The following is a 20,980-nucleotide window of genomic DNA, read 5'->3' as shown; positions in this document are numbered from 1 at the left end:
ACTAGCCCGCCGCCGCCTTCAGCGCGTCGATAAACACCCGCACTTTCTGCGGCAGATGCGGCGAAGCCGGGAACACCGCGTGGATATCGCCCTCCGGCAGCGACCACTCGGGCAGCAGCCGCACCAGCCTGCCGGCGGCCACATCCTCCCGCACCGAGAACCAGGTCGCGCGCAGCACGCCGCCGCCGGCCAGCGCGGCGGCGCGGCAGGCATAGGCGGTGTTGGTCGAGAACACGATGTTCTGCATCCGCACCGCGCTTTGATTGCCGGCGGCGTCCTCCAGCGTGAACGTGGCCGGTTGCCGCAGCACCGTCAGCGCGATGTAGGGCAGCGGCGCCAGCGCCTGCGGGGTGGCCGGCATGCCGTGCCGCGCCACGAACTCCGGGCTGGCGACCAGCAGGCGCACCACGCCGCCGACGCGCGCCGCCATATAGCCCGAATCGGCCAGTTTGCCCAGCCGCACTGTCACGTCGATGCCCTCGGCGATCAGGTCGATCAGGCTGTCGCCGCAGACCAGCTCCACCTTCAGCGCCGGATAGCGCTCCCGCAGCTGCGTCAGCACGGGCGCCACCACCATCACGCCGTAGTCGATCGGCGCGGCCACCCGCAACGTGCCTTGCGGGATGTCGCGTCCGGTGCGGGCCTGCTCGATCGCCTGTTCGGCCTGCTGCAGCAACTGTCGGCTGGCTTCGTAGAATGCGCGGCCGGCCTCGGTCAGCGCCAGTTTGCGGGTCGAGCGCAGCAGCAGGCTGACGCCGACTTCGGTCTCCAGCAGCTGCATGTGCTTGCTGACCATGGACTTGGCCAGGCCGAGCCGCTCGCCGGCGGCAGTCAGCGAGCCCGATTCCACCACGGCGACGAAGGTGATCAGGCGGTTCAGGTTGATGGTGCTTAAATCGGCCATGGTGCGTGCGGAGAGTGATTGTCCACTTAGAGTGAACTGAGATTCCTGTTTTGTCCAGCTTATCAGCACGAAGCCGTCTGAATATACTGGCTGCATCTGTCCACCCACATAGGAAATCCATCATGAAGCTCTACGGCACGCCGCTTTCCGGCCACACCCACCGTGTGCGCTTGTTCCTCAGCCTGCTGAAGCTGCCCTACGAATTCGTCCAGATCGACATGAGGGCGGGGCAGAACCGCTCGCCCGAGCATCTGGCGCGCAGCCCGTTCGGCGAGGTGCCGGTGCTGGAGGACGGCGACGTGGTGCTGCCCGACTCGACCGCGATCCTGGTCTACCTGGCGTCCAAATACGACGACAGCGGCCGCTGGCTGCCGCGCGAACCGCTGGCGGCGGCCCAGGTGCAGCGCTGGCTGTCCAACGCGTCGGGCAAGATCGCCTACGGTCCCTGCACGGCGCGGCTGGTGACGGTGTTCGGCGCGCCGCTCGATCATGAGCGGGCACTAGCCATCTCGGTACGCCTGTTCGACGTGATGGAGGCGGAGCTGGCCGGCCGCCGTTACGCGGTGGGCGACCACGCCAGCATCGCCGACATCGCCGCGTTCAGCTACGTCGAGCACGCGCCGGAAGGCGGCGTGTCGCTCAAGCCGTATCCGAACATCCGCGCCTGGCTGGCCAACGTGCGCGCGCTGCCGGGCTTTGTGGCGATGCCCGCCACCAAAGCCGGCGTGGCGCCCGAAGGCATTTAAGCGGGGCCGGCCATGGACGCGTCCCCATTTCATGCCGGCGAGCTGACCATCCAGCAGCGCGTGGGCGTGCGCCAGCAGATGGCCGGTGCCGGCGCGGCCGGGGTGCGCGACTACATGCCCGACCAGCATCGCCAATTCTTCAGCGAGCTGCCGATGTTTTTCATCGGTGCGCTCGATGCTGAAGGGCAGCCGTGGGCCACGGTGCTGGCCAGCGATCCCGGCTTCGTATCGACGCCCGATGCGCGCACGCTGCACATCGCCGGCGGCATGCTGGCCGGCGATCCGCTGCAAGGCCATCTGGGCGTCGGCGTCCACCTGGGAGGATTGGGACTGGTGCCGTCCACGCGGCGGCGCAACCGCGTCAACGGCGTCATCACGTCGGTGGACGAGGGAGGTATGCGGGTGGCGGTGTCGCAAAGCTTCGGCAACTGTCCACAGTACATCCAGGACCGTGCCGCGACGCCGGCGCCGGCCGCGCGCGAAGTGCATGTGCTGCGCGGCGTCGCGCTGAGCGTGCAGGACCGCGAGCTGATCGCCCGCGCCGACACCTTTTTCATCGCCAGCGCCAATCCGGATGAGGAAGCGGGCAAGGGCAAGGGGGCAGATGTTTCGCATCGCGGCGGACGTCCGGGCTTCGTGCGCGTCGACGACGACCGCACCTTGACCTCGCCCGAATTCGTCGGCAACTTCTTCTTCAACACGACCGGCAACCTGCTCAGCCATCCGCGCGCGGGCTTGCTGTTCATCGACTTCGAACGCGGCGACATGCTGCACGTGGCGGTGGAAGCGGAGATTATCTGGGACGGTCCGCAAGTGCGGGCCTTCGCCGGCGCGGAGCGGCTGCTGCGCTTCCATGTGCGGGAAGTGGTGCGCAATGTCGGCGCGCTGCCGTTCCGCTGGAGCGCGCCCAAACCCGCCGCGCAGGTAGCGCGTACCGGCACCTGGGCCGATGCGGACAGTGCGCTCGACGCCGCCGCGTTGACCGGCAAGTGGCGGCCGTTCACCGTGACCGAGGTTGTGCGGGAAAGCGACACTGTGCGTTCGTTTTACTTCGAACCCGCCGACGGAGTGGGCTTGGCCGCGCACGTGCCGGGCCAGTTTATTTCTGTACGCCTGGCTGCAGGCGCTGCGGGATCGGCCGTGCCGCTGGTACGCAGCTACACCTTGTCCGATGTTCCGAATGGCCGCCGCTACCGCATCAGCGTCAAGCGCGACGGCGCCGTCTCCGCCTGGCTGCACGATCATCTGGCACCGGGTGCGCGCATCGAGTTGATGGGCCCCGGCGGCGACTTCACGTTCGAGGAGGGCACGCAACGCCCGGCCGTGCTGCTGTCGGCAGGCATCGGCATCACACCCATGATCGCCATGCTGAACGGCTTGCTGGTGAACGGCAGCCGCACGCGCCATCGGCACCCCATCCATTTCTTCCACGGCGCCCGCAACCGCCGCGAGCAGGCGTTCGGGGAGCATTTGCAAGCAATGGCGGCCGGACACCGCAATCTCAACGTCCACATACGCTACAGCGGCGAGGGCGACACGGCGGCCTTCGGCAGCGACATCACCAACTGGAAGGCCAGCGCCGGCCGCATCGACCTGGCGTGGCTGAAAACGCAACTGCCGTTCGACGACTACGATTTCTACCTGTGCGGTCCGGCGCCGTTCATGCAGCAGATGTACGACGGCCTGCGCAGCCTGAATGTCGCCGACGGACGCATACGGTTCGAAGCCTTCGGTCCGGCCAGCGTGCGGCGCGATGCAAGGTCGCCGGAGGTGGCCGCGGCCGTGCCGGTGCAGTTCACCAGGTCGGGCATCTCGGCGTTATGGGACGGCAGCGCGGGCAGCCTGCTGGAGCTGGCCGAGTCCCAAGGCATACCGGCGGAATTCAGTTGCCGCTCCGGCGCGTGCGGTACCTGCGCGGTCGGCATCGGGGCCGGAGCGGTCAAATACACCCGGGACTGCGGCGCTCAGGCGGACCCAGGGCAGGTGCTGATATGCTCCGCCATCCCGGCCGCCGGCAGCGCGGCCTTCGAGCTGGACCTCTGACCTATAGCGACTTGATATAGCGCGGATCGACTTGCGCGCAGTAGCTGGCGCAGGCCTGGCGGGCGGCGTTGGCGGCGGCGTGCACCAGCATCTCGGCGTTTGAATGGAAACACATCGAGACGATGATCGATGGCGGTTCCGGCTGCACCGGCAGCTCGATAAACTCGCCGCTCTTGAGCGCGTCGACCACGAACAGGCTGGGGATGGCCGCCACGCCGTAGCCGTCCTTCACCAGCTGCACGATGGCTGCCACCGACGGCGAGCAGGTGATGCGCGTCTGCTCCAGCGGCACCATCGCCAGGTTGGCCATCTTGCTGACGATCTCCTCGATCATGCGCTGCGGCGCCGTGCCCCGTCCGAAAGTCAGGATGGGCAGCGCCAGCAGGCGCTGGTTCAAACCTTCCTTGCGCGTGTCGATCAAGCCCTTGCGGGCGATCCAGTGCAGCGGATACACCGCCAGCGCCTCGGAGACGATATCGCTGCTCTCCACGCCTTCCACCTGTATCACCAGATCGAGCTCGCGCGCCCGCAGGCGCCGTTCCAGCACGTTGCTCATGTCGACCGCCAGGTCCACTTCCAGCTCCGGGTACATCGTGTTCAATTCGCGGATGTACTGCGCCAGCCAGCTGTGCACCACCGATTCGATCACGCCGACCCGCAGGCGGCCGCGTATCGCGCTGTCCTTTTGCGCCGCCGCCACCAGCCGGCGCGTGGCGTCGACCACCGCCTTGGCCGGTGCCAGCAGATATTCGGCGTTGGCGGTCAGGCGGAAGTCCTTGCTGCTGCGGTCGATGAGTTCCGTCTGCAGTTCCTCCTCCAGCGTCTTGATGCGCAGCGAGATGGCGGCCGGCGTCGCATGCAGCGCGCGGGCCGTGGCGCGGAAGCTGCGCAGCTGGGCGAGGGTGACGAAGGTCTCGAGGAAGCGGGTATTCATGGGAAACAAGAATACCTTAACCGTCCGCACCAAGATAGCGCGGAGTGGTAAGAAAAACTATACAACAACAGCAAAAATAACTAGATGGCGTGTAGGGGTATTCAAGTTTATTCTTAACTCATGTAATTTTTTTACTGAATAAGCGAGCCACCCAATGACCCCACTTGAATTACGTCACAAGGTACGCAGCGGCGAATTCCGCCTGCCGACCGCCGGCTATTGCGGCCCGTACGCCCAGGCCAACCTGGTGATCCTGCCGCAGGCGCATGCCGACGATTTCCTGCTGTTCTGCCAGCGCAATCCGCGCGCCTGCCCGTTGCTGGCGGTCGGCGAACCGGGGCAGTGGGACTTGACCCGTCTCGGCGAGGACATGGACCTGCGCAGCGACACGCCCGGCTACAACATCTATCGCGGCGGCCAGCTGGCGTCGCAGACGCATGCGCTGCACGACGTCTGGCGCGACGACCTGGTGGTGTTCGCGATCGGCTGTTCGTTCTCGTTCGAGCAGATGCTGATCGAGGCCGGCATCCCGCTGCGTCACATCAAGCAGCGCAAGAACGTCGCCATGTACCGCACCAATATCCGCAACCAGGGCGCCGGCCCATTCGGCGGCGAGATGGTGGTGTCGATGCGGCCGATGAAGGCCGCCGATGCGATCCGCGCGATCCAGATCACCAGTCGCTACCCAGCGGTGCACGGCGCTCCGGTGCACCTGGGCGACCCGTCGCTGATCGGCATTGCCGACATCGACCATCCAGAGTACGGCGATCCGGTCGAGATCATGCCTGACGAAATACCGGTCTTCTGGGCATGCGGCGTCACGCCGCAGGAAGCCATCCGCCATGCGCGCCTGCCGCTGGCGATCACCCACCAGCCGGGCTACATGCTGGTGACCGACATACTGAATTCATCCTTAGCAGCGTTCTAACTTAAAACCAAAGTGGCACCCAGGACGGACCCGCAGCGCGTGTCCGAACGGGGATTGCTACGCCAAACAAAAAGGGGAGCACCATGAATACCAGAGCACTAGCAACCACCCGGGAGGAGGGATTTTTCTCCTGGTTCCACGCATTGACCGGCAAGGAGCGCCGCACCTTCTGGAGCTGCAAGATCGGCTATGCGCTCGACGCGATGGACACGCAATTCCTCAGCTTCGTGATCCCGACGCTGATCGCCACCTGGGGCCTGTCCAAGGGCGACGCCGGCTTGATCGGCACCGTCACCTTGCTGACCTCCGCCGCCGGCGGCTGGATCGCCGGCATCCTGTCGGACCGCATCGGCCGCGTCAAGACGCTGCAGCTGACCATCCTGTGGTTCGCCTTCTTCACCGTGCTGTGCGGCCTGGCGCAGAACTTCCAGCAGCTGCTGGTGGCGCGCGGCCTGATGGGCTTCGGCATGGGCGGCGAGTGGACCGCCGGCGCCATCCTGATCGGCGAGGTAATCCGCGCCAAGGACCGCGGCAAGGCGGTCGGCATGGTGCAGGCGGGATGGGCCATCGGCTGGGGCGTGTCGGCGCTGTTGTATGCGCTGATGTTCTCGCTGCTGCCGCCCGAATGGGCATGGCGCTCGCTGTTCCTGCTGGGGATACTGCCGGCGCTGTTCGTGATCTTCATCCGCCGCTTCGTCGATGAGCCGGAACTGTTCGTGGCGCAGCAGAAGGCGGTGGCGCCGGAAGACCGCGCCTCGTTCGCCCAGATCTTCGCGCCGAAAATGCTGAGCACCACCTTGCGCGCCGTCCTGCTGACCACCGGCGCCCAAGGCGGCTACTACGCCATCACCACCTGGCTGCCCACCTTCCTCAAGACCGAGCGCCACCTGACGGTGCTGGGCACCGGCGGCTACCTGGCGATGGTCATCGTCGGCTCGTACGTGGGCTACATCGTCAGCGCCTTCCTGACCGACTACCTGGGCCGCAAGAAGAACTTCATCCTGTTCGCCACCGGCTCGATGTGCATCGCCCTGGCCTACACCCGCCTGCCGGTGACCGACGGCGTGATGCTGTTCCTCGGCTTCCCGCTCGGTTTCTGCGTGTCCGGCGTGTTCAGCGGCATGGGCGCCTTCCTGACCGAGTTGTTCCCGACCTCGATTCGCGGCTCCGGCCAGGGCTTCAGCTACAACATGGGCCGCGCGATCGGCTCGCTGTTCCCGCTGATGATAGGCATGAGCAGCCAGTCGATGGCGCTGGGCGAGGCGATCGGCATCTTCGCCGGCACCGCCTACGGCGTGATGATCCTGGCCGCGCTGACGCTGCCTGAAACCGCCGGCAAGAAACTCGAATCCTGATTTAGACTGTAGAGGTAACACCATGAAAAACGACATCCCCGCTCAACAACTTCGCTGGCAGTTCTGGGTCGACCGCGGCGGCACTTTCACCGACATCGTCGCGCGCCGTCCGGACGGCAAGCTGGTGACGCACAAGCTGCTGTCCGAGTACCCGGAGCGCTACGACGACGCGGTCACGCAAGGCATGCGCGACCTGCTCGGACTGAAGACGGGCGATCCGCTGCCGGCGGACCAGATCGAAGTGATCAAGATGGGCACCACCGTGGCCACCAACGCGCTGCTGGAGCGCAAGGGCGCGCGCACCGCGCTGGCGATCACGCGTGGCTTTGCCGACCAGCTGCGCATCGGCTACCAGGACCGGCCGGACATCTTCGCCATGCGCATCGACCTGCCGGACCTGATCTACGAGGAAGTGATCGAGATCGACGAACGCATCGGCGCGCGCGGCAAAGTGCTGGAAGCGCCGGATGAAGAGCGGCTGCGCGGCCAGCTGATGGCCTTGCGCGCAAAGGGCATCGACGCCATCGCCATTGTGCTGATGCACGCCTATCGCTATCCTCAGCACGAGCAGCGGCTGCGGGCGCTGGCGGAGGAGACGGGCTTCACGCAGATCTCCGTCAGCCACCAGGTCAGCCCGTTGATGAAGATCGTCGGCCGGGGCGACACGACGGTGGTCGATGCCTACCTGTCGCCGGTGCTGCGGGACTACGTGTCGCGGGTGTCGGCCGACACGGGCGACGTGCGCATCATGTTCATGCAGTCCAACGGCGGCCTGACGGACGCCGGCCGCTTCCAGGGCAAGGACGCGATCCTGTCCGGACCCGCCGGCGGCATCGTCGGCGCGGTCAAGAGCTGCGAGGCGATCGGCCTGAAACAGGTGATCGGCTTCGACATGGGCGGCACCTCGACCGACGTCGCCCACTACGACGGCGCGTACGAGCGGGTGTTCGAGACCGTGGTGGCCGGCGTGCGGGTGCGTGCGCCGATGATGCACATCCATACCGTGGCGGCCGGCGGCGGCTCGATCTGCAGCTTCGAGAACGGCCGCTTCAAGGTCGGCCCGGAATCGGCCGGCGCCAATCCGGGGCCGGCCAGCTACCGCAAGGGCGGGCCGCTGACGGTCACCGACTGCAACGTGATGCTGGGCCGTATCCAGCCGGAGCATTTCCCGCACGTGTTCGGCCCCAACGGCGACCAGCCGCTGGACCGCGACGTGGTGGTGCGCGCCTTCGGCGAACTGTCCGAGCGCATCGCTCGTGAAACCGGCACGCGCCTGTCGCCATCGGCCGTGGCCGACGGCTTCCTGGCGGTGGCGGTCGACAACATGGCGCAGGCGATCAAGTCGATCTCGGTGGAGCGCGGCTATGACGTCAGCCGCTACGCCATGTGCTGCTTCGGCGGCGCCGGCGGCCAGCATGCCTGCCGCGTGGCCGACGTGTTGGGCATGACCAAGATCGTCATCCACCCGTTTGCCGGCGTGCTGTCCGCCTTCGGCATGGGTTTGGCCGATATCCGGGCGATGCGCGAGGGCGCCGTCGAGCAGCTGCTGAGCGAGGCGACGCTGGACCAGCTGGGTCCCAAGCTGGTGGAACTGGCGCGCGATGCCGCCACCGAACTGCTGGAACAGCAGGTGGCGCAGGACGATATCCGCGTCGAGCTGTGCGCGCGGCTGAAGTACCAGGACAGCGATTCGGCCTTCGTCATCCCGCTGGGCAGCGTGACCGAAATGGGCGAGGCCTTCGCGGCGCTGTACCGCGGCCGCTTCGGCTTCGTGATGGAAGGCCAGCCGCTGGTGATCGAATCGGTATCGGCCGAGGCGATCGGCGCCGGCGACGGCGCGGACTTCGTCATCGAAGTGCCGGCCGGCGGCGGTGCCGACTCGGCGGGCCGCGTCTACAGCTACGTCGACGGCCAGACCGTGCCGATCGCGCTGCACGTGCGCGCCGAGCTGGCGGTCGGCAGCCGCGTGACCGGTCCGGCGCTGATCCGCGAGGAGATCGCCACCACCGTGGTGGACGCCGGCTGGACCGCGCGCGTACTGCCCGACCACACGCTGATGCTGGAGCGCAGCGTGGCCGCCGGCAGCGCCCACAAGATGACCACCGCCGTGCATCCGATCCACCTGGAGATCTTTAACAACCTGTTCATGTCGATCGCCAAGCAGATGGGTACCACGCTGGAGAACACCGCCTACTCGGTCAACATGAAGGAGCGCCTGGACTTTTCCTGCGCGATCTTCGACCGCCACGGCAACCTGATCGCCAACGCGCCGCACATTCCCGTGCACCTGGGCTCGATGAGCGACAGCGTGCTGTGCGTGATCCGCCAGCATGCGGCGACGATGGCGCCGGGCGACGCGTATGTGCTCAACGTACCGTACAACGGCGGCACCCACCTGCCGGACATCACCATCGTCTGCCCGGTGTATGGAGACAGCGGGGCGCCGCTGTTCTACGTCGCCGCGCGCGGCCACCACGGCGACGTCGGCGGCATCACGCCCGGCTCGATGCCGCCCAACAGCACCAGCATCCTGGAAGAAGGCGTCCTGCTGGATAACATCAAGATCGTCGACCGTGGCGTGTTCCTGGAGCCGATGGTGCGCGAACTGTTCGCCGCCGGCCCTTGGCCGAGCCGCAACATCGACCAGAACATCGCCGACCTGATCGCGCAACTGGGCGCCTGCGAAACCGGAGCCAACGAGTTGCTGAAGGCGGCTTCCTGCTACGGCGAGGACGTGGTGCTGGCCTACATGCAGCACGTGCAGGACAACGCCGAAGCGGCGGTGCGCAAAGCCATCGGCGGCCTGCGCGACGCCAGCTTCTCGTACGAGATGGACGATGGCGCGGTGCTGAAGGTCAAGCTGACCATCGACCACGCCAGCCGCAGCGCGACGGTGGACTTCACCGGCACCAGCGGGCAGCGGCCGACCAACTTCAACGCGCCGCTGTCGGTCTGCAAGGCCGCCGTGCTGTACGTGTTCCGCACGCTGATCGACAGCGACATTCCGATGAACGAGGGCGTGCTCAAGCCGCTCAACCTGATCATCCCGGAAGGCTCGATGCTCAATCCTCGCTATCCGGCGGCGGTGGTGGCGGGGAACGTGGAGGTGTCGCAGTACGTCACCGACGCGCTGTACGGCGCGCTGGGCGTGATGTCGGCCTCGCAGGGCACGATGAACAACTTCACCTTCGGTAACGAGGAGCACCAGTACTACGAGACCATCGCCGGCGGTTCCGGCGCCGGTCCCGGCTTTGACGGCACGGCCGCCGTGCAGACCCACATGACCAACTCGCGCATGACCGATCCGGAGGTGCTGGAGTGGCGCTTCCCCGTACTGGTTGAAACCCATGCGATCCGGCGCGGCAGCGGCGGCCAGGGCACGCAGCGCGGCGGCGACGGAGCATTGCGCCGCATCCGGTTCCTGGAGGCGATGACGGCCAACATCCTGGCCGGCCACCGCCGCATCGCGCCGTTCGGGCTGGAGGGCGCGGCGCCCGGCGCGCTGGGCCGCAACTGGGTCGAACGCGGCGACGGTTCGGTCGAGGAGTTCGGCGCCACGCACACCGCCGAGATGCAGGCCGGCGACGTGTTCGCGATCGAGACGCCGGGCGGCGGCGGCTTCGGCTCATAAGCTTTAAATAAGGCGGGATAGCCAGGGCTCGTTATCCCGTCTCCAACATCAGAGCCTATTCAAACGGGGATAAAAATGAAAAAGACTATGCTTGCGCTCACGCTGAGCGCATTGGCAGGGATGGCTGCAGCCCAATCCAACGTGACGGTGTACGGCATCGTCGACATGGCGGTGGTGCGCGAAAGCGGCGGCGTGGGCGCGGCCGCTTCCGCCACCAAGCTGACCAGCGGCGTGGAGTCCGGCTCACGTCTGGGCTTCAAGGGCACCGAGGACCTGGGCAACGGCCTGTCGGCCATCTTCCTGCTGGAGAACGGCTTCCAGGCCGACACCGGCGCGATGGGGCAGGGCGGCCTGTTGTTCGGCCGCCAGGCCTACGTCGGGCTGCAGAGCAAAACCGCCGGCACGCTGACCCTGGGCCGCCAGTACACGCCGCAGTACCTGGCGGTGGCGGCGGTCGATCCGTTCGGTTCCGGCACGGCGGGCGACACCAAGAACCTGATGGCCTCGACGGGCAACAGCGCCAGTCGCATGGACAACGCGGTCAAGTACGCGTCGCCGGTGGTCAACGGCTTCAGCGCGGAAGTGGTCTACGGCGCCGGCGAAGTCGCCGGCGACAGCACGGCGCAGCGCCAGTTCGGCGGCGCGCTGGCCTACACCAACGGTCCGCTGGTGGTGCGCCTGGCCCATCACAACCGCAACAACAACACGGCCACGCTGAAGAACACCAGCAGCGCCAAGAACACCGTGCTGACGGCGCTGTACGACTTCGGCGTGGCGAAGGCGCACTTCGCCTACGGCGTCGACAAGGGCTTGAACAGCGCCTTGCCGCGCAACCTGAACAACCCGTTCGGCTATGCCGTCGCGCCGACGCCGACCACCGACAGCAATGTGGTGCTGCTGGGCGTGACGGTGCCGCAGGGTGTCGGCACCTGGCTGGCCTCCTACATCCGCAAGAACGACAAGACCAGCTTCAACCAGGATGCCGAGCAATTGGCGGCCGGCTATCGCTACAACCTGTCCAAGCGCACGGACCTGTATGCGGTGTACGCGTACATCCGCAACAAGAACGGCGCCGGCTACACGGTCGGCAGCGCAATCGAGGGCGGGAGCGGCAACCGTGGCCTGAACCTGGGCATCCGCCACATCTTCTAGGCGGCCGCCATGCGCTCACCCGCCCATACCATCCACAGCTATTTGCTGGCGAAGGATGGCAATCGCCCGCATCTGATGGCCGAAGCGTTCAGCGAGGACGCCATGCTGTCGATGCAGGTCAACACTGAAAGCATCGCGTTTCCGCCGTTGTCGCAGGGACGCGAGGCCATAGCGGACGTGCTGGTGCGCCGCTTCGGGCAAAGCTACGAGAACGTCTATACGTTTTGCCTGACGCCGCCGCCGGGACAGCCGATTCCTGTCTTCAGTTGCGAATGGCTGGTGGCGATGACGGACAAGGGCAGCGGCAATGTGCGGGTGGGCTGCGGGCGCTACGACTGGCATTTCGAGGACCTCACCGGCCTGGCCGAGCGGCTGGCGATCACCGTGGAGGTGATGCAGATACTGCCGCCGGCCGCCCAGGAGCGGGTCATGAAATGGGTGGCTTCGCTGCCTTATCCGTGGTGCGCCACCGAAGCCGTCATCGCCCGCGCGGCGGATGTCGTCGGCGTGGGACCGGTGCTGGCCTGGCTGGCATCCAATAATCGACTTTTAAGAGATCGACTTTTAACCGAGGGAGTTGAAAAATGAAGAACCTGTTGAAATATCTGGTAGTGGGCTGCGCTGCGCTGATGTTCAATGCTGGCGCCGGCGCAGCGGAGAAGGGTACCGCCGACGAAGCGGTGGCGATGGTCAAGAAAGCCGGCGAGTTCCTGAAGAAGAACGGCAAGGAAAAGGCCTTTGCCGAGTTCAATAATCCGAAGGGACAGTTCATCCACAAGGATTTGTACATCTTCGCTTTCGGCGCCAACGGCGACGGCGTCGAACTGGCCAACGGCGCCAACATCAAGTTGGTGGGCAAGAACGTCAAGGAGATGAAGGATGCCGACGGCAAGTACCTGATCAAGGACATCCTGGCCTTGGGCACGGCGGCGGAGGGCAAGGGCTGGGTCGACTACAAGTGGCCCAACCCGGTCACCGGGCAGATCGACGGCAAGCGTACCTACGTGGAGCGGGTCGATGACGTGATCATCGGCTGCGGCGTCTACAAATAAGCGATGCTGGCGCTGAAGGTATTGCTGGTGCCGGTGTTTCTGCTGGCGCTGTCGCTTGCCGGCCAGCGCTGGGGACCGGCGGTGGCCGGCTGGCTGGCCGGGCTGCCGGTGGTGACCGGCCCCATCCTGTTCTTCCTGGCCGCCGAGCAGGGCACGGAATTCGCTGCCCACGCGGCATCGGCGGCGCTGTCGGCGGTGTTCGCGTCGGTGGTGTTCAGCGTCGCGTATGCGCACGCGGCGCGCCGCGCCGGCTGGCCGGTGGCGCTGCCGGCAGCCTTGGCGGGATGGGCGGCGGCGGCCTGGGGGCTCTCGTGGCTGCCGGTGTCTGCGGCGGCATCGCTGCTGGTGGCGCTGGCAACGCTGGCGGCCGCGCCGCGTCTGTTCCCGGCGGCCGCGCCGCGTCTGTTCCCGGCGGTGGCGGCGCCCGGCGCCCGCTCGCTGGCGGCGGCCGAGCTGCCGCTGCGGATGCTGGCCGGCGCGCTGCTGACGCTGGCCGTGACGCTGGCCGCGCGTATGCTCGGCGCGCACTGGAGCGGGCGGCTGGCGGTGTTTCCTATCCTGGGCATCGTGCTGGCCGTGTTTTCGCATCGGGCCCAAGGCATGGCCTTCGCCGCGGCGCTGCTGCGCGCCATGGCGGCGGGACTGTACTCGTTCGTGGCCTTCTGCTTCACGCTGTCGGTGACCCTGCCGCGACTGGGCCTGATGGCGGGTTTTGCGGCCGCCGTGCTGGCCGCGTTGGCGCTTCAGCTGGCGACCCGCCGCAGGCTGCCGGGCGCGCCTGCCGCCGGCTGAAGTGTCCAGCGTACCTGCCTGCCCGGTTTATCGCCACCCGGCTTGCCAGCATGCGTTGAATTCAATCGGCATGCCTGGGGATTTAGTGCTTGAGCGAACGGCGCATCACCAGCGGCGGCGGCTCCATCGGATTGGCGTGCGAGTATTCGAGTTCCTCGGCCAGTTCGAATTCGAAGGCGGTGTAGAAGTCGATCAGCTTGGGCTGGTCGCTGCGCACGGCGAGCCGCACTTCCTCGACGCCGGTGGCCAGGCCGTGATGGATCACCGCTTCCAGCAGGTGCTGCGACAGGTTGCCGCCCCGGTACTCGGGCAGCACGCCCATGCGGCAGATTTCCCACACGTCGGCATCCGAATCGAGCGGCAGCCAGCGCACCGAGCCCACCGGCCGCTCGTCGACCAGCAAAACAAAACCGCCGCCATCGCGCAGGTGTTCTGCGACGAGGACGGCGGTTTCGCGGTGGCCGCTGGAAGTGACGTTGACCTTGCCGGCCCACGCGGCGCGCGTGAGGTCGGCAATCAGCTTGGCATCGTCATTCGTTGCTTCACGTACCACGATGTTCATGCAGACGCCCTTAGCGGATACGCATGCCAGGCTCAGCGCCCGGCCACGGATTGAGGATGTAGATGCCAGGGTTGGCTTTTTCGTCCTTGGCCGAACCGGCCAGCACCATGCCTTCGGACACGCCGAACTTCATCTTGCGTGGCGCCAGGTTGGCCACCATCACGGTCAGCTTGCCGACCAGGTCTTCCGGCTGGTACATCGATTTGATGCCGGAGAAGACGTTGCGCAAGCGGCCTTCGCCGACGTCCAAGGTCAGCCGCAGCAGCTTGTCGGAACCGTCGACGTGCTCGCAGTTGACGATCTTGGCCACGCGCAGGTCGATCTTGACGAAGTCATCGATACTGATCTGCGGCGCCAGTTCTTCCACGCCTTCCGGCATCGGCGCGGCCGGCACCGCGGCCACGGCGGCAGGCTTGGCGGCCTTGGCTGCGGGAGCCGGGGCCGCTGTGGCGGCCGCCTGCTGCGATGGGGCGTCGAACAGGTCTTCGATCATCTTAGCGTCGACGCGGGTCATCAGGTGCGAGTAGGCGCCGATGGTACGGCCCAGCATCGCGGCCGAGACCGCGCCGCTGGCCACATCGGTATCGGCCCACATCAGCTGCTCGTCGTTGAGGAACTTGGCGACATTGGCGGCAACGCCCGGCAGCACCGGCGACAGCAGGATGGTCAGCTGGCGGAACAGGATCAGCGCGGTGGTGCAGACGTCGTGCAGCTCGGGCAGCTTGGCCTCGTCCTTGGCCAGTATCCACGGTTTGTTCTCGTCGACATACTGGTTGGTGATGTCGGCGATTTCCATGATCTCGCGCAGCGCCTTGCCGTATTCGCGCGCATCGAAGTTGGCCGAGATGCTGGCCTGGCGTTCGACGCCTTCAGCGGTGACCAGCGCGCGCTTGATCCAGCCCTGCGCCCCCTCGGACAGCGAGGTGGCCAGCTTGCCGTCGAACTTCTTGGCGATGAAACCGGCGCAGCGCGAAGCGATGTTGACGTACTTGCCGATCAAGTCGCTGTTGACACGGGCCACGAAATCGTCGCCGGTGAAGTCCAGGTCTTCCACTTTCGAGTTCAGCTTGAAGGCGATGTAGTAGCGCAGCCATTCCGGGTTCATGCCCAGGTTCAGGTAGCGCAGCGGCGAGATGCCGGTGCCGCGCGACTTCGACATCTTCTCGTTGTTGACGGTCAGGTGGCCGTGCACGTTGACCTTGAGCTTGTCGATCACCGGGTGGTTGGCGAAGTTCAGCATCGCCGGCCAGAACAGCAGGTGGAAGGACACGATATCCTTGCCGATGAAGTGGATCTGCTCGGTGGCCGGATCCTTCAGCAGCGCCTCGTAGTCGATGCCCTGCTTTTCGCAGTAGTTCTTCAGGCTGGCCAGGTAGCCGACCGGCGCGTCCAGCCAGACGTAGAAGAACTTGCCCGGCGCGTCGGGAATCGGGATGCCGAAGTAGGGCGCGTCGCGCGAGATATCCCAGTCGGCCAGCTTTTCGCCGGCTTCGCCCAGCCACTCGGACACCTTGTTGACCATCTCCGGCTGCAGGCGGCCCGGCGTGTTCAGCCAGTCCTTGAGGAACTGGTAGCAGCGCGGGTCGGACAGCTTGAAGAAGTACTGCTCCGAATCCTTGAGGATGGGCGTGGCGTTGGTGAACACCGAGAACGGGTTGATCAGTTCGGTCGGCTGGTAGGCCGCGCCGCACACTTCGCAGTTGTCGCCGTACTGGTCCTTGGCGTGGCACACCGGGCACTCGCCCTTGATGTTGCGGTCGGCAAGGAACATGCCTTTGACCGGGTCGTAGAAGCGCGGCACGATCTTGGTCTGGATCAGGCCGTTGTCGCGCAGCTTGCGGTAGATGCCCTGCGACAGCTCGACGTTTTCCGGCGAATCGGTCGAGTACCAATTGTCAAAGGCGATATGGAAACCGTCCAGGTACTGGGCCCGGCCGGCGGCGATCTTGGCCACGAATTCCTGCGGCGTGATGCCTTCCTTTTCGGCGGCGATCATGATCGGCGTGCCGTGGGTGTCGTCGGCGCCGACAAAGTGCACCACGCGTCGCGCGTCGCCGTCGCGCTGCATTCGCTGATACCGGACCCAGATGTCGGCCTGGATGTACTCCATCATGTGGCCAATATGGAAAGCGGCATTTGCGTAGGGCAGGGCAGTGGTGACAAACAGCTTGCGGGTCATGGTTGATGCACTTTGTGGGTGGAAAAAGAGCATTTTAACAGTGGAAGCGGCAAGCGCGCACTATGCGCTAGAATGAGGGCACATTTTACGGAGAGTTACATGAGCATCACAGTAGAAGACGTCAAAGCCGCGCTGTCCCAAATTATTGACCCAAATACAACAAAAGATTATGTCAGCGGCAAGGCCGTGAAGAATTTGAAGGTGGAAGGCGACGCCGTCTCGCTCGATATCGAGCTGGGCTACCCCGCCAGGAGCCAGTTCGACGCTGTTCGCGCCAGCGTGATCGCCGGCCTGCGCGCGTTGCCGGGCGTCGGCAACGTCAGCGTCAATGTCACGAGCAAGATTATTTCGCACACAGTGCAGCGCGGCCTCAAGCTGATGCCGAACGTGAAGAACATCATCGCCGTCGCCTCCGGCAAGGGTGGCGTCGGCAAGTCGACCACGGCCGTCAACCTGGCGCTGGCGCTGGCCGCCGAGGGCGCCTCGGTCGGCCTGCTGGACGCCGACATCTACGGCCCGTCGCAACCGATGATGCTGGGCGTCAGCGGCCGGCCGGAAACCAAGGACGGCAAGACCATGGAGCCGCTGGAAAACCACGGCGTGCAAGTGTCGTCGATCGGCTTCCTGATCGACCCGGACGAGCCTATGGTGTGGCGCGGCCCGATGGTCACGCAGGCGCTGCAGCAGCTGCTGGAGCAGACCAACTGGCGCGACCTCGATTACCTGATCGTCGACATGCCGCCCGGCACCGGCGACATCCAGCTGACCTTGTCGCAGAAAGTGCCGGTCACCGGCGCCGTCATCGTCACCACGCCGCAGGACATCGCGCTGCTGGACGCGCGCAAGGGTTTGAAGATGTTCGAGAAGGTCGGCATTCCGATCCTCGGCATCGTGGAAAACATGAGCACCCATATCTGCTCGAACTGCGGCCACGCGGAGGAAATCTTCGGCGCCGGCGGCGGCGCGAAGATGTGCAAGGATTTCAACGTCGAGTTCCTCGGCGCCTTGCCGCTGACCATGGCGATCCGCGAGCAGGCCGATTCCGGCAAGCCGACCGTGGTTGCGGAGCCGGACGGCCAGGTCGCCGCCATCTACAAGGATATCGCCCGCAAGATCGCGGTGCAGGTCTCGGAGAAGGCCAAGGATATGACCAGCAAGTTCCCCAGCATTGTTATCAAGAACGACTAACCCCGGAGATTCAATATGAAATTGAAATCAGTAGTGGTCGCGGCCTTCCTCGCCGTTAGCGCCAGCGCGTTCGCCCAGCAGTCGGTATCGTTCGTCGAACCGGCGGACGGCGCCACCGTCAGCAGCCCGTTCAAGGTCAAGTTCGCCGTCAGCGGCATGGAAGTCAAGCCCGCCGGCGACATGACGGCCAACACCGGCCACCACCACCTGCTGATCAACGCCACGCCGGTCAAGGCCGGCGAGGTGATCCCCGCCGACGAAACCCACATTCACTTCGGCAAGGGCCAGACCGAGACCGAAGTCAAGCTGGCGCCGGGCACGTATACCTTGTCGATGCAGTTCGCCAACGGCCTGCACCAGTCCTACGGTCCCGGCATGAGCAAGTCGATCAAGGTCACCGTCAAGTAAGGGCAATGCAGCCCGACGCGCTCCGCATCCGCAAAGCCCCGCGCCAGCGCCGCGCCGTCCACACGGTCGACGCGCTGCTGGAGGCAGCCGCGCTGGTGCTGGAGGAGGACGGGCTGGAGGGCTTCAACACCAACGCGGTGGCGCGCCGGGCCGGCGCCAGCGTCGGTTCGCTGTACCAATATTTTCCCAGCAAGGATGCCTTGACCCTGGCGCTGCTGCTGCGCGAGGACCGCGCCTTTCATGACGCGGCAAGCGCCACGCTGGAACTCCCCACCTTCCGCGAGGCGCTCACCGCTTTCATCGGCGTCACCGCGCGCCAGCAGCTGGCCCGGCCGCAGCTGGCGCTGTTGCTGGACCAGCAGGAAGACCGTCCCGAAATCCGTGCGGCGCTCAGCGGCAAGTTCCGCTTCCGCGCGCTGCTCAAGGAGATACTGGGCAAGCCTGGCGGCCCCGGTCACTTGCAAGACGAACAGCGCAGGGACCTTGCCGCCGCCGATCTGCTGGCGATGATGCGCGGCATGACCGATTCGGCCGGCGGTCGTGGCGAGCGCGACGTGGATGACCTGGCGTACCGCGTCGGCGCCGCCGTCTTCGGCTATCTGGACACCGCGCCACGCCAAATGTGAGCAAGCCCGCCGCAGACGCCTTCCCCTGCGCCTAAGTCCCTGTTTGTTCAGCGGTTTTCCTGTTGCGCGGCGGCGCCGGAAAGCGAGTTGATGGCGCTGTTTTCGGGCCGTATTCTGTTGTCTTCACAACAGGAGAAACACCATGAAATTCAACCATCTCAGCTTCCCATCGAACGACGTCGCCGCCACCACTGCTTTCTTCGTGGACCAATTGGGCTGCATGGCCGAACGTCACGGCGCCTTCACGGCGCTCAAGCGGGCCGGCTTCGACATCATCATTGAAGACGCCCGCGAGCGCGCCGTCGCCTGGCCGCACAACTTTCACCTCGGCTTTGAATTGTCCGCCGTCGAAGACGTGCGCGCATTGCACCGCCAGTTCAAGGAGGCGGGCGTGACGATGACAACCGATGTGTTCCATCACGAGCGCGGCTCGCGCTTCTTTTGCGAGGCGCCGGGCGGCCTGCTGTTTGAAATTAACACCCGGGCCGACGCGGAAGAGCGCTTCCGTGCCGGCTTCGAGCGCCAAGGACTCGCCGACGCGGTAAAATAGCTTCTTTTACACACTGCATTCCTACTTCGATGACTATTGCAACAGCCAAGCCAGTCCGCACCCGTTTCGCACCCAGCCCGACCGGCTACCTCCACCTCGGCGGCGCCCGCACGGCGCTGTACTCCTGGGCCTACGCCCGTCACTTCGGCGGCACCTTCGTGCTGCGCATTGAAGACACCGACCTGGAGCGCTCGACGCCGGAGGCTGTGCAGGCCATCATCGAAGGCATGGAATGGCTGGGCCTGAGCCACGACGAAGGCCCGTTCTACCAGATGCAGCGCATGGACCGCTACCGCGAAGTGGTGGCGCAGATGCTGGAGGCGGGCACCGCCTACCATTGCTACTCGTCGCCGGAAGAGGTCGAGGCGATGCGCGAGCGCATGCGCGAGGCGGGCGAGAAGCCGCGCTACGACGGCACCTGGCGCCCGGAGCCGGGCAAGACCCTGCCGGCCATTCCCGAAGGCCGCAAGCCGGTCGTGCGTTTCAAGAACCCGCTTGAGGGCGAAGTGACCTGGGACGACTTCGTCAAGGGCACCATCACCATCGGCAACAAGGAACTGGACGACCTGGTCATCGCCCGTCCGGACGGCACGCCGACCTATAACTTCTGCGTGGCCGTCGACGACTGGGACATGCAGATCAGCCACGTGCTGCGCGGCGACGACCACGTTAACAATACGCCGCGCCAGATCAACATCCTGCGCGCGATCGGCGCGCCGCTGCCGCTGTACGGCCACCTGCCGATGATACTGGGCGCCGACGGCCAGAAAATGTCCAAGCGCAAGGACGCGGTCAACGTCATGGACTACCCGGCGCAGGGCTATCTGCCGGAAGCGATCCTGAATTACCTGGCGCGCCTGGGCTGGAGCCACGGCGACGACGAAGTGTTCTCGATGGAGCAGGTGATCGCATGGTTCGACGGCACCCACCTGTCGAACTCGGCGGCCCAGTTCAATATCGAAAAACTGAACTGGCTCAACAACCACTATATCAAGCAGGCCGACAACGAGCGCCTGGCCGCTTTGGCCAAGCCGCGCATGCTGGCCGCCGGCGCCGTGTTCGACGGCGCGCCGACGCTGCCGGCCGTGCTGGCGCTGATGAAGGAGCGCGTCAACACCGTCAACGAGCTGGCCGATGCGGCGATGCTGTTCTACCGCGAACCGCAGCCGGACGCCGCGCTGCTGGCCCAGCACCTGACCGACGCCGTCAAGCCGGCGCTGGCGCAGTTTGCCGACCGCTGCAAGACGGTGGAGTGGAGCAAGGAAGCGTTGGCCGCGATGATCAAGGAAGTGCTGGCCGCGAACACGCTGAAGATGCCGCAAATCGCCATGCCGCTGCGCCTGATCGTCACCGGCCAATTGCAAACGCCGGCCATCGATGCGGTGCTGCAGATCTTCGGCCGCGAGACCATCGTTGCGCGTCTGGCGAAGTTTTTGTAATAGTGAATTGATCCCTGTGCAAAGTTGCAAAAGGGTATTTGCATAGTACGGCATCCCTGCTATAATCTTGTCTCTCGCGCAAACGGGGGTATAGCTCAGCTGGGAGAGCGCTTGCATGGCATGCAAGAGGTCAGCGGTTCGATCCCGCTTACCTCCACCAGTTTGCAGAGATTTGTAGTGCCGTAGTTCCAGGGTCCCCATCGTCTAGAGGCCTAGGACATCACCCTTTCACGGTGAGTACGGGGGTTCGAATCCCCCTGGGGACGCCAGCGATGGCATGCAGTAAAAATGTTTTTGCGCCCGGGGGGTATAGCTCAGCTGGGAGAGCGCTTGCATGGCATGCAAGAGGTCAGCGGTTCGATCCCGCTTACCTCCACCATCGCGCAGAAACGACGCAGTAACCGTAGTGCCAAGGTCCCCATCGTCTAGAGGCCTAGGACATCACCCTTTCACGGTGAGTACGGGGGTTCGAATCCCCCTGGGGACGCCAG

At 65.5% G+C, this 20,980-nt stretch carries 17 protein-coding genes, 4 tRNA genes and 1 pseudogene; 18 read left to right on the top strand and 4 right to left on the bottom strand.

Annotation, left to right across the window (positions count from 1 at the left end; translation table 11 throughout):
* Position 1: 1 nt before the first annotated feature.
* Positions 2 to 904, bottom strand: a complete 903-nt coding sequence (locus tag ACCD07_RS27240; RefSeq protein ID WP_413449159.1) for a LysR family transcriptional regulator — start codon at positions 902 to 904, stop codon at positions 2 to 4.
* 122 nt (positions 905 to 1,026) lie between these two features.
* Between ACCD07_RS27240 and ACCD07_RS27235 the strand changes: the two genes are divergently transcribed.
* Complete coding sequence (locus ACCD07_RS27235) at positions 1,027 to 1,650, top strand: glutathione S-transferase family protein (protein WP_413449158.1); 624 nt, start codon at positions 1,027 to 1,029, stop codon at positions 1,648 to 1,650.
* 12 nt (positions 1,651 to 1,662) lie between these two features.
* Positions 1,663 to 3,693 (top strand): pyridoxamine 5'-phosphate oxidase family protein, encoded by a 2,031-nt coding sequence (locus tag ACCD07_RS27230; protein ID WP_413449157.1) that lies wholly within the window; start codon positions 1,663 to 1,665, stop codon positions 3,691 to 3,693.
* A gap of 1 nt (position 3,694) precedes the next feature.
* Here the strand turns inward: ACCD07_RS27230 and ACCD07_RS27225 are convergent, their stop codons facing one another.
* Positions 3,695 to 4,627, bottom strand: a complete 933-nt coding sequence (locus ACCD07_RS27225) for a LysR family transcriptional regulator (protein ID WP_176651670.1) — start codon at positions 4,625 to 4,627, stop codon at positions 3,695 to 3,697.
* Positions 4,628 to 4,781: 154 nt separating this feature from the next.
* Here ACCD07_RS27225 and ACCD07_RS27220 point away from each other — a divergent pair, with 154 nt between their 5' ends.
* From ACCD07_RS27220 to ACCD07_RS27190, 7 genes are all read left to right on the top strand, one after another.
* Complete coding sequence (locus ACCD07_RS27220; protein ID WP_413449156.1) at positions 4,782 to 5,555, top strand: putative hydro-lyase; 774 nt, start codon at positions 4,782 to 4,784, stop codon at positions 5,553 to 5,555.
* A gap of 83 nt (positions 5,556 to 5,638) precedes the next feature.
* Positions 5,639 to 6,910 carry an MFS transporter gene (locus tag ACCD07_RS27215; RefSeq protein WP_176651668.1) on the top strand — a complete coding sequence of 424 codons (1,272 nt, stop codon included), beginning with the start codon at positions 5,639 to 5,641 and terminating at the stop codon, positions 6,908 to 6,910.
* 22 nt (positions 6,911 to 6,932) lie between these two features.
* A complete protein-coding gene (locus ACCD07_RS27210; RefSeq protein ID WP_413449155.1) occupies positions 6,933 to 10,541 on the top strand; it encodes a hydantoinase B/oxoprolinase family protein in 3,609 nt (1,202 codons plus the stop codon).
* A 75-nt stretch (positions 10,542 to 10,616) separates the two neighbouring features.
* Positions 10,617 to 11,693, top strand: coding sequence for a porin (locus ACCD07_RS27205; RefSeq protein WP_413449154.1), 1,077 nt, complete (start codon positions 10,617 to 10,619; stop codon positions 11,691 to 11,693).
* A gap of 9 nt (positions 11,694 to 11,702) precedes the next feature.
* Positions 11,703 to 12,281 (top strand): hypothetical protein, encoded by a 579-nt coding sequence (locus ACCD07_RS27200; protein ID WP_413449153.1) that lies wholly within the window; start codon positions 11,703 to 11,705, stop codon positions 12,279 to 12,281.
* Positions 12,278 to 12,745 (top strand): cache domain-containing protein, encoded by a 468-nt coding sequence (locus tag ACCD07_RS27195; protein ID WP_176651664.1) that lies wholly within the window; start codon positions 12,278 to 12,280, stop codon positions 12,743 to 12,745. The genes ACCD07_RS27200 and ACCD07_RS27195 overlap by 4 nt, the downstream gene beginning before the upstream one ends.
* A 3-nt stretch (positions 12,746 to 12,748) precedes the next feature.
* A complete protein-coding gene (locus ACCD07_RS27190) occupies positions 12,749 to 13,537 on the top strand; it encodes a hypothetical protein (protein WP_413449152.1) in 789 nt (262 codons plus the stop codon).
* Between the two features lie 82 nt (positions 13,538 to 13,619).
* Here ACCD07_RS27190 and ACCD07_RS27185 read toward each other — a convergent pair whose 3' ends face one another.
* On the bottom strand, positions 13,620 to 14,099 hold the full coding sequence (locus ACCD07_RS27185; protein WP_176651662.1) for a GNAT family N-acetyltransferase: 480 nt from the start codon (positions 14,097 to 14,099) through the stop codon (positions 13,620 to 13,622).
* Between the two features lie 10 nt (positions 14,100 to 14,109).
* A pseudogene (gene metG / locus ACCD07_RS27180) lies at positions 14,110 to 16,335 on the bottom strand (methionine--tRNA ligase); the annotation flags it as partial.
* Positions 16,336 to 16,350: 15 nt separating this feature from the next.
* On the opposite strand from metG, the gene apbC reads away from it, so the two are divergent.
* The 9 genes from apbC (at position 16,351) to ACCD07_RS27135 (ending at position 20,979) form a co-directional block, all read left to right on the top strand.
* On the top strand, positions 16,351 to 17,466 hold the full coding sequence (gene apbC / locus ACCD07_RS27175) for an iron-sulfur cluster carrier protein ApbC (RefSeq protein WP_353403020.1): 1,116 nt from the start codon (positions 16,351 to 16,353) through the stop codon (positions 17,464 to 17,466).
* 15 nt (positions 17,467 to 17,481) lie between these two features.
* Positions 17,482 to 17,874, top strand: coding sequence for a DUF4399 domain-containing protein (locus ACCD07_RS27170; RefSeq protein ID WP_176651659.1), 393 nt, complete (start codon positions 17,482 to 17,484; stop codon positions 17,872 to 17,874).
* A gap of 5 nt (positions 17,875 to 17,879) precedes the next feature.
* Complete coding sequence (locus tag ACCD07_RS27165) at positions 17,880 to 18,500, top strand: TetR/AcrR family transcriptional regulator (protein ID WP_176651658.1); 621 nt, start codon at positions 17,880 to 17,882, stop codon at positions 18,498 to 18,500.
* A gap of 142 nt (positions 18,501 to 18,642) precedes the next feature.
* Positions 18,643 to 19,050, top strand: a complete 408-nt coding sequence (locus ACCD07_RS27160; protein ID WP_413449151.1) for a VOC family protein — start codon at positions 18,643 to 18,645, stop codon at positions 19,048 to 19,050.
* 29 nt (positions 19,051 to 19,079) lie between these two features.
* On the top strand, positions 19,080 to 20,489 hold the full coding sequence (gene gltX / locus ACCD07_RS27155) for a glutamate--tRNA ligase (protein WP_413449150.1): 1,410 nt from the start codon (positions 19,080 to 19,082) through the stop codon (positions 20,487 to 20,489).
* Between the two features lie 84 nt (positions 20,490 to 20,573).
* A tRNA-Ala gene (locus ACCD07_RS27150) sits at positions 20,574 to 20,649 on the top strand.
* 33 nt (positions 20,650 to 20,682) lie between these two features.
* Positions 20,683 to 20,758 (top strand) — tRNA-Glu (locus ACCD07_RS27145).
* 34 nt (positions 20,759 to 20,792) lie between these two features.
* Positions 20,793 to 20,868 (top strand) — tRNA-Ala (locus tag ACCD07_RS27140).
* Between the two features lie 35 nt (positions 20,869 to 20,903).
* Positions 20,904 to 20,979 (top strand) — tRNA-Glu (locus tag ACCD07_RS27135).
* Position 20,980: the final 1 nt, after the last annotated feature.

This window comes from Duganella sp. Dugasp56 (assembly GCF_047304105.1).
Lineage (GTDB): Bacteria > Pseudomonadota > Gammaproteobacteria > Burkholderiales > Burkholderiaceae_D > Rugamonas > Rugamonas hordei.
Note: the sequence above shows the minus strand (reverse complement) of the source record. Positions and strands in the feature narration are given on the sequence as shown.

Excerpts from the sequence above, each read along its gene's own strand:
- ACCD07_RS27240 (WP_413449159.1), bottom strand. The coding sequence starts at position 904 with ATGGCCGATTTAAGCACCATCAACCTGAACCGCCTGATCACCTTCGTC.
- ACCD07_RS27235 (WP_413449158.1), top strand. The coding sequence starts at position 1,027 with ATGAAGCTCTACGGCACGCCGCTTTCCGGCCACACCCACCGTGTGCGC.
- ACCD07_RS27230 (WP_413449157.1), top strand. The coding sequence starts at position 1,663 with ATGGACGCGTCCCCATTTCATGCCGGCGAGCTGACCATCCAGCAGCGC.
- ACCD07_RS27225 (WP_176651670.1), bottom strand. The coding sequence starts at position 4,627 with ATGAATACCCGCTTCCTCGAGACCTTCGTCACCCTCGCCCAGCTGCGC.
- ACCD07_RS27220 (WP_413449156.1), top strand. The coding sequence starts at position 4,782 with ATGACCCCACTTGAATTACGTCACAAGGTACGCAGCGGCGAATTCCGC.
- ACCD07_RS27215 (WP_176651668.1), top strand. The coding sequence starts at position 5,639 with ATGAATACCAGAGCACTAGCAACCACCCGGGAGGAGGGATTTTTCTCC.
- ACCD07_RS27210 (WP_413449155.1), top strand. The coding sequence starts at position 6,933 with ATGAAAAACGACATCCCCGCTCAACAACTTCGCTGGCAGTTCTGGGTC.
- ACCD07_RS27205 (WP_413449154.1), top strand. The coding sequence starts at position 10,617 with ATGAAAAAGACTATGCTTGCGCTCACGCTGAGCGCATTGGCAGGGATG.
- ACCD07_RS27200 (WP_413449153.1), top strand. The coding sequence starts at position 11,703 with ATGCGCTCACCCGCCCATACCATCCACAGCTATTTGCTGGCGAAGGAT.
- ACCD07_RS27195 (WP_176651664.1), top strand. The coding sequence starts at position 12,278 with ATGAAGAACCTGTTGAAATATCTGGTAGTGGGCTGCGCTGCGCTGATG.
- ACCD07_RS27190 (WP_413449152.1), top strand. The coding sequence starts at position 12,749 with ATGCTGGCGCTGAAGGTATTGCTGGTGCCGGTGTTTCTGCTGGCGCTG.
- ACCD07_RS27185 (WP_176651662.1), bottom strand. The coding sequence starts at position 14,099 with ATGAACATCGTGGTACGTGAAGCAACGAATGACGATGCCAAGCTGATT.
- apbC (WP_353403020.1), top strand. The coding sequence starts at position 16,351 with ATGAGGGCACATTTTACGGAGAGTTACATGAGCATCACAGTAGAAGAC.
- ACCD07_RS27170 (WP_176651659.1), top strand. The coding sequence starts at position 17,482 with ATGAAATTGAAATCAGTAGTGGTCGCGGCCTTCCTCGCCGTTAGCGCC.
- ACCD07_RS27165 (WP_176651658.1), top strand. The coding sequence starts at position 17,880 with ATGCAGCCCGACGCGCTCCGCATCCGCAAAGCCCCGCGCCAGCGCCGC.
- ACCD07_RS27160 (WP_413449151.1), top strand. The coding sequence starts at position 18,643 with ATGAAATTCAACCATCTCAGCTTCCCATCGAACGACGTCGCCGCCACC.
- gltX (WP_413449150.1), top strand. The coding sequence starts at position 19,080 with ATGACTATTGCAACAGCCAAGCCAGTCCGCACCCGTTTCGCACCCAGC.